The organism is Pseudoflavonifractor sp. An187, from assembly GCF_002160275.1.
GTDB classification, from domain to species: Bacteria; Bacillota; Clostridia; order Oscillospirales; family Oscillospiraceae; genus Enterenecus; species Enterenecus faecium.
In genome coordinates this window covers 1-10,296 of record NZ_NFKG01000047.1, presented here as the reverse complement: position 1 = coordinate 10,296, position 10,296 = coordinate 1, and the positions used below count along the sequence as shown (strand labels likewise).

The 10,296-nt window shown below is 56.5% G+C and carries 10 protein-coding genes; 8 read left to right on the top strand and 2 right to left on the bottom strand.

Annotated features, from left to right (window positions below):
- Positions 1-216 precede the first annotated feature (216 nt).
- The 3 genes from B5F22_RS11535 (at position 217) to ispF (ending at position 2,184) form a co-directional block, all read left to right on the top strand.
- Entirely contained in the window at positions 217-696 is a 480-nt protein-coding gene (locus B5F22_RS11535) for a CarD family transcriptional regulator (protein WP_087370584.1), read from the top strand.
- Between the two features lie 298 nt (positions 697-994).
- Positions 995-1,714, top strand: coding sequence for a 2-C-methyl-D-erythritol 4-phosphate cytidylyltransferase (gene ispD / locus B5F22_RS11530; RefSeq protein ID WP_087392661.1), 720 nt, complete (start codon positions 995-997; stop codon positions 1,712-1,714).
- On the top strand, positions 1,714-2,184 hold the full coding sequence (gene ispF, locus B5F22_RS11525) for a 2-C-methyl-D-erythritol 2,4-cyclodiphosphate synthase (RefSeq protein WP_087392662.1): 471 nt from the start codon (positions 1,714-1,716) through the stop codon (positions 2,182-2,184). Before ispD ends, ispF begins: the two co-directional genes overlap by 1 nt.
- A gap of 108 nt (positions 2,185-2,292) precedes the next feature.
- Here ispF and B5F22_RS11520 read toward each other — a convergent pair.
- Positions 2,293-3,083, bottom strand: a protein-coding gene (locus B5F22_RS11520) for an IS5 family transposase (RefSeq protein WP_087392660.1) whose coding sequence is annotated in 2 segments (ribosomal slippage) — positions 2,293-2,762 and positions 2,762-3,083 — 792 coding nt in all. Because the reading frame shifts where the segments join, the coding sequence is not laid out codon by codon here.
- Positions 3,084-4,621: 1,538 nt separating this feature from the next.
- Here B5F22_RS11520 and B5F22_RS11510 point away from each other — a divergent pair.
- The 5 genes from B5F22_RS11510 to hisC all read left to right on the top strand — a co-directional run bounded on the left by B5F22_RS11510 (position 4,622) and on the right by hisC (position 8,624).
- Positions 4,622-4,876 carry a DUF3343 domain-containing protein gene (locus B5F22_RS11510; RefSeq protein ID WP_087233913.1) on the top strand — a complete coding sequence of 85 codons (255 nt, stop codon included), beginning with the start codon at positions 4,622-4,624 and terminating at the stop codon, positions 4,874-4,876.
- The gene (locus B5F22_RS11505) at positions 4,873-6,012 is read left to right on the top strand and encodes an aminotransferase class V-fold PLP-dependent enzyme (RefSeq protein ID WP_087392659.1); all 1,140 of its coding nucleotides are present in this window, start codon (positions 4,873-4,875) and stop codon (positions 6,010-6,012) included. The genes B5F22_RS11510 and B5F22_RS11505 overlap by 4 nt, the downstream gene beginning before the upstream one ends.
- An 87-nt stretch (positions 6,013-6,099) precedes the next feature.
- A complete protein-coding gene (locus B5F22_RS11500) occupies positions 6,100-7,362 on the top strand; it encodes a replication-associated recombination protein A (RefSeq protein WP_087392658.1) in 1,263 nt (420 codons plus the stop codon).
- 21 nt (positions 7,363-7,383) lie between these two features.
- A complete protein-coding gene (locus tag B5F22_RS11495) occupies positions 7,384-7,575 on the top strand; it encodes a DUF951 domain-containing protein (RefSeq protein ID WP_087233933.1) in 192 nt (63 codons plus the stop codon).
- Complete coding sequence (gene hisC / locus B5F22_RS11490; protein WP_087233919.1) at positions 7,572-8,624, top strand: histidinol-phosphate transaminase; 1,053 nt, start codon at positions 7,572-7,574, stop codon at positions 8,622-8,624. The genes B5F22_RS11495 and hisC overlap by 4 nt, the downstream gene beginning before the upstream one ends.
- A 64-nt stretch (positions 8,625-8,688) precedes the next feature.
- Here the strand turns inward: hisC and B5F22_RS11485 are convergent, their stop codons facing one another.
- Positions 8,689-9,615: a hypothetical protein gene (locus B5F22_RS11485; RefSeq protein ID WP_087392657.1), complete on the bottom strand. Its 927-nt coding sequence runs from the start codon at positions 9,613-9,615 to the stop codon at positions 8,689-8,691.
- Positions 9,616-10,296: the final 681 nt, after the last annotated feature.

Genomic DNA, 10,296 nt, shown 5'->3' with positions numbered 1-10,296 from the left:
CTAATCTTTCGCAAGTGGCAGACCGTACTAACGCCTTGAGGCGTGGCTAGTAACAAAGGGCTTTGCCCGCATATGAAGAACCCCCGGCTATGCCGGGGGGTTCCTATTGTAAACAGAGCGTATTTTTCTGGGAAAATATTTTCCTCCCGCTTGCATTGCATTGGGAAAAGGGGTATACTAACTTTGTGATATTATACACATTTGGGAGGTGGAATCGTGTATCAGATTGGTGATAAGGTGGTACATCCTATGCATGGGGCAGGAGTCATTGACTCCATTGTGCGCAAGAAGGTAGCTGGGAAGGTTCAGGACTACTATTTGCTCAAACTATCGACGGGAAGCATGATGGTCATGATTCCCACAGAACACAGCGACGAGATCGGCGTCCGCCCCGTGGTGTCCGGTCAGGAGGCCACCCATATTCTCTCGGAGATGGAGGACATTCAGGTGGACATGACGTCCAACTGGAACCAACGTTACCGGGAGAATATGCTGCGCATCAAAAGCGGAAATTTGCTGGAGGTGGCTAAGGTGGTCAAGGGGCTGATGTACCGGGAGACCCAGAAGGGGCTGTCTACCGGGGAGCGGAAGATGCTCCACTCAGCCAAGCAGATTTTGATTTCCGAGCTGGTGTTGGCCCAGAGCATGCCCTATGAGGCAGTGGAGGAGCGGGTCAACAAGGTTCTGCACCAATAAAATAAAAAAGGAGCCGAAGGGCTTCTCAAACATGCCAGCATGTTTGAGAGAAGATGCAGTCCACTGCGCGCATCCTTGGGTCAGAGGACGACCCAAGGACACACTGGTGGACTGAGCGGTGTTTTTCCCGATGCGCATGTCCCCGGGAAAAACTGATTATGATTTTTTCCCCGCCGAGAGGCGGGAAAACTCTGCCGAGGGCTTTTCAGAGCAGAATGGTCAGCACTGTTTTCATAGACGTGAGGTTTGTGATGCTCTGAGGAGTTCCCCGGCGTTTTTCAACTCTGGAGGAGAAACTATGTCATTGTTTGGACGGAAACGAAAGGGACCACAGGCCCCCGGCTGTGCTATGGTTGTGGTGGCGGCGGGCTCCTCCCAGCGCATGGGACAGGATAAGATGTTCCTGGAGCTGGACGGTCGGCCGGTGCTGGCCCACACCCTGGCAGCCCTGGAGGCCAGTGACCGGGTGGAGGAGATCGTGGTGGTCACCCGGGAGGACCTGGTGGGCCCTGTGGCGGCCCTGGCCCGGGAGATGGCACTCACAAAAGTGACGAAAGTGGTACGGGGCGGCGCCACCCGGGTGGAGTCTGCCCAACTGGGGGTGGGCGAGGTGTCCCCTCAGGCCAAGCTCATTGGTATCCACGACGGGGCTCGGCCCTTTGTGAGTTCCCAGGTGATGGAGCGTGTAGTGGACAAGGCCGCCCAGACGGGGGCCGCCGCCCCCGCCATCCCGGTGCAGGACACCATCAAGGTGGCGGTGAACGGGGTGGTGGACCACACCCCGGACCGGTCCACCCTCTTTGCGGTACAGACCCCGCAGATTTTTGACGCAGACCTGATCCGGGGCGCCCTGGAGAAGGCGCTGCAGGACAATGCCCCCCTCACCGACGACTGTTCGGCGGTGGAGCGGCTGGGCATGCCGGTGTCCCTGGTGGAGGGGGACCGGAACAACATCAAATTGACCACCCCGGCGGACCTGGCGGTGGCCCGGGTGATTCTGGAGGGATGGAACCAATGATGCGAGTGGGACATGGATACGACGTGCACCGTCTGGTAGAGGGGCGCAAGCTCATTTTGGGGGGCGTGGACATTCCCTGGGAAAAGGGACTGTTGGGCCACTCGGATGCGGACGTACTGGTACATGCGGTGATGGACGCCCTGCTGGGCGCCGCTGGGCTGTGGGACATCGGCCACGCCTTCCCGGACAACGACCCCGCCTATGCGGGCATTGACAGCATGGTGCTGCTGGCCCGGGTCCGGGATATGCTCACCGAGAAGGGGTACACCGTGGGCAACGTGGACGCCACCATCCTGGCCCAGCGGCCCAAGCTGGCCAGCCACATCCCCCAGATGCGGCGCAACATCGCCCAGGTGCTGGGGGTGGAGGAGGACTGCGTCAACGTCAAGGCCACCACCGAGGAGGGGCTGGGCTTCACCGGCTCCGGCGAGGGCATGGCCGCCCACGCTGTGGCACTTCTGAACCGATAAACAAAGAAGGGCCGTTGCAAAATACACCGATTGCCCAACCACATGGACAGACAATCCCCCAGTCACCTACGGGTCCAGCCCCCTTTACACAAGGGGGCCTAAGAGTGCCTAACAAAACTTAAAGGCAATGAGAGCAACCGCAAGGGTAAGGAAGGCCGAATGGATATCTGCCCTCCGCTCATAACGAACGAGTAAGCGTCGATATCGATGGAGCCAGGCAAAAGTGCGCTCAACAACCCAGCGGTGTTTTCCGAGATGAGAAGAACTCTCTACACCGCGTCTAGCAATTCGTGGAATAATATTGCGTAGCGTACACGCCTGCCTGCAAAATGAGTAATCATATGCCTTATCTGCATGTAGTTTTTTGGGGTGGCAAGAAGGTCCACCCTGAAATGTGTTTAAAATGGGCAGGTTATCCAACATATGAGTTAACATTTTGCAGTCATTCCTATTGGCAGCAGTGAGGGCAACCGCCAGTGGAATACCATTCCGGTCCGTTATGACGTGATGTTTGCTTCCAGGTCGGCCTCGATCTACAGGGTTGGGTCCTGTGAGTTGGCCCCCCTTTTTGCCTGGATCACAGAACTGTCAATGCAAACTCTGGTCCAGTCGATTTTATGAGCATCGTGCAGGGTTTGTAGAATACTGCAATGAATTTTCTCCCAAACACCGGCTTTTTGCCACTCTTGCAGCCTACGCCAGCAGGTCATACCACTTCCACATCCCATCTCCTGTGGGAGCTCTTCCCATGGTATTCCTGTTTTAAGCACAAAGATGATTCCAGTTAAAGCTGCTCGATCAGAGATACGAGGACGCCCGCCTTTGGGCGAAGGTATATGCTGAGGAAGAAGGTGTTCCACGATTGACCACAGTTCATCTCTTACTAGCTTCTTTGTCATACCTTTCACCTCCACTAGCATTATATCTCATTATCCGTAGCTTGTCTGGCTTTTGTTAGGCGCTCTAAGTACTGCGGTGCTCGTTTTATCATTTTTGCTTAAATAACCATTAGCGCAATATGTACTATTGTATGCACAGGAATAGGTATGGCAATAGCTGGGCCAGCAGGTGGAGCGTTAGCTAGTTAACTGGGCCCCGTTGTAGGTGGAATACTTGGTGCAGCAATCGGATGGATTATTGGTGGATCAATATCTCGTACTCGCATTACGTCGGGAGTTAAGTTCTCTGTTGATGTTCCGTTTTTGCCAAGTAAAAGTATATATATATATTGGATAGGTAGAAAGGACTTCGCAATGAGTGATAAAAAGATTAAATCTGGTCTACTTGCTGCATTACTTGTTGTGTGTATGACATTGGTTTTGTTTATTGTAAATCATTATTTTCTCAATGAGACATCTACACTCGTACAATCAATAGCAAGTGGAATAGTAGCGTTCTTTTTTGTTTTTGTATTCACACGATTTGTGAGGAAATAAGCATAGTTGTAACATCTAGCCTAACTCTAATCAGGCAGGCAACCTAGTAAACTTATGCTTTATGAGCGCTTGTCCACGTCCTTGCCAATGACGAAGTCGTGGCGCATGGAAGGCTGGAGCCGCAGCTGCTGTCGGGTGTATTACAGCAACACTTGGAATTTCGGGTGCAGCTGTTTGGGGAGTACTGAATTTTTTAATCTAAAGGTTTAAGGGAATTTATAAACTTGCACTAGATGAGTAGGTGAACTATGGGGAGGAAAAAAGTCACAGAGGGCAAGAAAGCTAGGTTCATTTTATTACTGACGCAGGTGGCATTATGGTTTATTGTTATGGTTTTGGAGTTGGTTGTTTTTGTTATTGATGGGATAGGAATTTCTGAATATATGTTTTTTTGGGTGTTTTTAGATTTAGTTATAATCATAACCATATTAACAAATATCAACAATTACAGAAAAAGCCAATAACAAGTGTGTTGCGTAATAATAGCAGGCCTTCTTACGAACGTTTGTTGTGAGTTTGAGGGCATACTCGATTTTTTGCAAATGTACAGTTTTGGTGTTTTTTTGCTTGTGTCACATTTCGCGTTTACCAAGTCTTTAGCCTGGGTTCTCTAGTCAGAAAGAATTTTCTTGCATGCAAGTTTCTCCTGTAAAGCAGAAATGTAAAGAATTTTCCCGGTGAAAAGCCTCCCTTGTGCAAAGGGAGGTGGCACGGTATTATGGGGTCCCCGCCAAAGCCCAGCGCCAGCGGGTTTGGTGGGGAGAGGAGGTGCGACGGCGTGAGCGAGACTTGCCCCGCCTCTCAGGGGCGAGGCGAGGGATACAAAGTCCGCACCGACGAGTCGGAGGGATTGATAAAATGGAAGGGCCTGTTGCAAAACCACAATTTTGCAACAGGCCCCTGGACTATCACGCGGACGCTCTTGTGCATAGGATGTGCAAGAGCGTCCGTATCTTTTTTTGTGGGAGCGGACCATCCAACGGGAAGGGAAATGATACCATATGGTATATGATCTGATTGTATGCCGCTCCCTGACCTATGCCCAGCGTGGGGTGCGGCTGCTGGAGCGGGCCGGCATTTCTGCCTATCTGGTGCGAGCGCCCCGGCTCATTGCCCAGGCGGGGTGCGCATACTGCATCAAAGTGTCTCAGCGGTGGCTGGAGCGGGCGGTGGAGCTGATGCGGGAGGCAAAGCTTGTCCCCCGTGGTATCTATCAGCAGCTGGAGGACGGGAGCTATGAGGAGGTATCGGTATGATCTACTTGGATAGCGCAGCCACCACCATGGAGAAGCCCGCCTCGGTGCCCTCTGCCACCGCATGGGCCATGACACATATGGCCAGCCCTGGCCGAGGCGGACATGGGGCGGGGATGCGGGCAGCGGATACCCTCTACGCGCTGCGGGAGACGGCGGCCCAGCTCTTCGATGTACCCAATCCAGAGCAGGTGGTGCTCACCTACAACGCCACCCATGCGCTGAATTTAGCCATCCACGCCCTGGTGCGCCCTGGGCACACCGTGCTCATCTCCGGCTATGAGCACAACGCTGTCACCCGCCCTCTGTGTGCCCGGGGGGACCTGACCATCCGGGTGGCCCAGGCCCCAGTGTTTGACCAGGCGGGGATGCTGGCCGCCTTTGAGGAGGAGTTGCGGCGGGGGGTGGATGTGGTGGTCTGCACCCATGTCTCCAATGTCTTCGGCTTTATTATGCCCATAGGTGAGCTGGCCCGGATGTGCCGGGAGCGAGGAGTGCCCCTGATTGTGGACGCCTCCCAGTCCGCTGGGTGTCTGCCTGTGCGCCTGTCAGAGTGGGGGGCGGCCTATGTGGCCATGCCGGGTCACAAGGGACTGTACGGGCCCCAGGGCACCGGGCTGTTGCTGTGCGGAGAGGAGCAGCCTGCCCCGCTGCTGTACGGGGGTACGGGCAGCGAGTCCCAAAACCAGACCATGCCGGACGTTCTCCCCGACCGCCTGGAGGCGGGTACCCAGAACGTCTCTGGGGCGGCGGGATTGTTGGCTGGACTGCGCTTTGTCCGGTGCAAGGGCGTGGACCGCATCGGTGCCTATGAGGAATGTCTGAGCGGCCAGCTGATGGACGGTTTGGAGCAAGTGCCTGGGGTGCGAGTATTCCGAGGCCCCAAGGGAACCCAGACGGGGGTGTGCTCCATCACCGTGGAGGGGATGGACTGCGAAGAGGTGGGAAGCTGGCTGGCCCGCCGGGGTATCGCCATGCGGGCGGGGCTGCACTGCGCCCCGCTGGCCCACAAGACGGCGGGCACCCTGGACACTGGGACGGTGCGCCTGAGCTGCTCGGCGTTCAACACCTCCCAGCAGGTGCGCCGGGCCGCCTGTGCCATTGCCCATCTGGCCCGGTGTCAGGGCAAGGGCAGGTGAGGGGTTCCCCTTCGCCCTTGCGGGAACCGCTTTTGTGTGCTAAAATGTCACAAGAGAATTGACAAAAGAAAGGACGGTGCAGGGGGTATGTATCAGCCCTTGGCAGATCGCATTCGGCCACAGACCTTGGACCACGTGGTGGGTCAGCGACATATCTTGGGGGAGAACGGCCTGCTGCGCCGGATTGTGGACAGCGGCAACATCCCCAATATGGTGTTCTACGGCCCCTCGGGTACAGGGAAAACCACCGTGGCGGACATCATCGCCAAGCGGTCCGGGCGCACCCTGCGCCGCCTCAACGCCACCACCGCCTCTCTGGCCGACGTGCGGGAGGTGATGGACCAGGTGGGGACGCTGCTGGCCCCCAACGGGGTGCTGCTCTATTTGGACGAGATTCAGTACTTCAATAAAAAGCAGCAGCAGACCCTTCTGGACTATATCGAGACGGGAAAGATCACCCTTATTGCCTCTACCACGGAAAACCCCTATTTCACCATCTTCAACGCCATCCTGTCCCGGTCCACCGTCTTTGAGTTCAAGGCCCTCACCCCGGAGGACCTGCTCCCGGCGGTGGAGCGGGCGGTGAAGCTCATGGACGAGGAGCTAGGCGGAGAGAGCTGCTGGGAGGACGGGGTGAAGGAGTACCTGGCCCAGGCCAGCGGGGGAGACGTGCGCAAGGCCCTCAACGGGGTGGAGGTGCTCATGAATGCCGCCGCTACCCCGGACGGGGTGCGGACCATCACCATGGCAGATGCCAAACTGGTGGCCCAGCGCTCCTCCATGCGCTATGACCGGGACGGAGACCAGCACTACGACATTCTGTCCGCCCTGCAAAAGTCCATCCGGGGCTCGGACCCCGATGCGGCGGTGCACTATCTGGCCCGGCTGCTGGAGGCGGGGGACCTGCTGTCCGCCTGTCGGCGGCTGATGGTCATCGCCTGCGAGGATGTGGGACTGGCCTATCCCCAGGTCATCCCCATTGTCAAGGCCTGCGTGGATGCGGCCACCATGCTGGGGCTGCCGGAGGCCCGGCTAGCCCTGGCGGATGCCGCCATCCTCATGGCCACCGCCCCCAAGTCCAACTCGGGCCATGACGCCATCAATGCCGCCATGGCGGATGTGCGGGCGGGCAAGACCGGGGACTTCCCCCGACACCTGCAAAATGTCCACGCCGACGGCACAGGCTTTGAGCGGGAGCAGGGGTATCTCTACCCCCACGACTTCCCCAACCACTGGGTGAAGCAGCAGTATCTGCCCGACGCTCTGGTGGGGCGGGTGTACTATGAGTACGGCCCTAATAAGACCGAGCAGGCCGCTAAGGCCTACTGGGACAAGATCAAACACCAATGAGAGGAGGGGCATCCCATGCCCATGGATATACAGGTCGGCGACGTGCTGGAGATGAAGAAGCAACACCCCTGTGGCTGCAAGGACTGGCAGGTGCTGCGGGTGGGAATGGACTTTAAGCTGCGCTGTCTGGGCTGCCAGCGGGAGATGATGATTCCCCGGGCCAAGGCAGAGAAGGCCATCAAGCGGGTGAAACGAGAGGAGGGACAGGCATGAAAGAGTTTTGGAGCCGCCGCATTGTGGATGCGGTGCCCTATGTACCGGGGGAGCAGCCCAAGGGCCAGACCTTTGTGAAGCTCAACACCAATGAGTGCCCCTACCCGCCCTCTCCCAAGGTGGTGGAGGCCATCACCCGAGCAGCGGGGGAGACGCTGCGCCTCTACCCGGACCCGGAGTGCCTGGAGCTGCGCTGTGCTATTGCCCGGCGGGAGGGGCTCAGCCCGGACCAGGTGTTTTGCTCCAACGGCTCGGATGAGGTGCTGGCTTTTGCTTTCCAGGCCTTTTTTGACCCGGACAAAGAGATCGTCTTTCCCCAGATCACCTACAGCTTTTATCCCGTGTACACCAACTACTTTGGCCTCACTTGCCGCCAAGTGCCCATGAACCCGGACTTCTCCACCCCGGTGGAGGAGCTGATGGGGAAAAACGGCGGCGTGGTGCTGTGTAATCCCAACGCCCCTACCGGACAGGGCGTGTCCCGGGAGGTGGTGGAGAAGCTGCTGCGTGCCAACCCGGACGTGGTGGTCATCGTGGACGAGGCCTACGTGGACTTCGGCGGGGAGAGCTCGGTGGGGCTCATTGACCGCTATCCCAACCTGCTGGTCATCCAGACCGCCTCCAAGTCCCGAGCCCTGGCTGGGCTGCGGGTGGGCTGGGCCATGGGAAACCCGAACCTCATCCAGGGCCTGTGCTGTGTCCGAGACTCCATCAACTCCTACACCGTGGACCGCCTAGCCCAGGCGGGGGCGGCGGCTGCCGTGGAGGACGAGGACTACTTTACACAGACCTGTCAAAAGGTAATGGCCACCCGGGAGCGCACCGCCCAACGGCTGCTGGAGATGGGGTACACGGTACTGCCCTCTCAGGCCAACTTCCTCTTTGTCTCCCATCCGGACAAGTCCGGGAAGGCCCTGTTGGACGGCCTGCGGGAGCGTGGGGTGCTGGTACGGTGGTGGTCCAACCCGGCTATTTCCAACTGGCTGCGCATTTCCATTGGCACCGATGCCGAGATGGACACCCTGCTGGGAGCCCTGCAAGAACTGTAACTACGAAACATGCCCGTGAGCCTGGGTGATTCCCACGCTCACGGGCATGTTCATGTTTTGTGAATTATTTCTTCCGACGGCGGAGCACCCATAAAGCTACCAAAAGGACAACGATGAGGAATGCCCCTGCCACCAAGAGTGGGACAAAATCCACCAGTGTGGGGCCCTGGCTGGTAGAGCCGTTGGGCATACCCGAGCTGTCCGTCTGGGTGGAGGTTTGATTGGTCTTGGCATAGGAAAGGACCGCTTCATAGTCATAGAAGGGGTGCAGAGATTCACCTTGGAACCTGGCCTGATGGACATAGGAGCCAGTGACTTCCGCCTCGGAAGGTCCATAGTCTCCCATGGGATACCAGTAGGAGGCGATGTCGTCTTCAAACAGCAACAGCATAGGCATACGAATGCCGGGTAGTCCACCCACCAAAACCGCATCTTCCGTGGTGATTCCCGCCTGTTCCAGTTGGGAGATTTGGGTGGAATATGGGGTGAAATCGGTGTACATGGCCACTTCACTCACGGTCCATAGGCCTTCTTTTTCCTGAACAGAAGTCTGTTCCGCAGGGGTCATGAGATGCGCAGTTTCTGGATTGAGTGGCAGTCCTTTGGCCAGTGTTACCGTGGCGTACAGAGAGCCCACCTGCATGGGAATGACCCAGACGGAGACGCATTGCTCCAGATGAGCTTGAATATCGGCTTGCTGCACCAAAGACAGGTTCTCCAACTCGGTGTCAATGTAGACGGGAATGGCAGTGGAAAAATCTACGGACGTAGGGATTGCATCTTCCTCACTCTCCGGAGTGGAAAGGGTGGGCAACGTGTTCTCATACGCCACGGTGAGATGGGAGAGAATCTCTTGCTCCAGTTGGGACGGATCTGGGCAGACTTGGGAAAAGTCTGAGGGGGGTGAGGTGGCCGCAGCGGGGGCGTGAATGGGGAGTGCGGCGGCCAGAATACAAAGGGATACCAGGCATACAAACCATTTTCGTACCATACGTCAAAACCTCCTTTCTATTATGTGGCACTTTAGCAAGACATCCATGTGTGTGAGTAGTATCCAGTTCCTGATTGAATGGATGTTCCATTGAGTAGTGCGACATAGGAGTAGCTTCTCGTTACACAATTTTCCCAAGGGTCGATTAAGGTCAAATTGTCACCTGTGACACCACACAGCACCAACACGTGTCCACCGCCAGAGTTCCACTGCATGCGCATGATGAGGGGGATTTCGTCTACATTGATTTCATCATCCAATCATTTGAGCACATGCAGCCCAACACCAATTCGACTTTACTTGCTTGTATCGAGTTACATTCAATTGTGCAGCGCGGGCGGTCAGGGAGAGAGAAAACAGGAGAAAAAGAGAAATAAAACAGAGACGGAACGTTTTTTGCAGTTCACTCACTTCCTTTCGGTTATATTGTAAAAAAATTTTTTGGTGGCGTCAACCATTATTTTCAAAAATAACCAATATCATGGAGGGGAAGATCCTGGTCATGACGCCATAAGAACTCCACCCTTTGACCTTTTTTGAAGGGGAGATGGGGATATAATCATAGGGCGTCAGACAAAGGGGGAGATGCCGGTGACCGTGGTGTATGTGGACCTGCTGTGGCTGCTCAACTTCGTGGCCAACCACCTGCTGTTGTTGGGGGCGGGGCGATTGGCTGGGGCG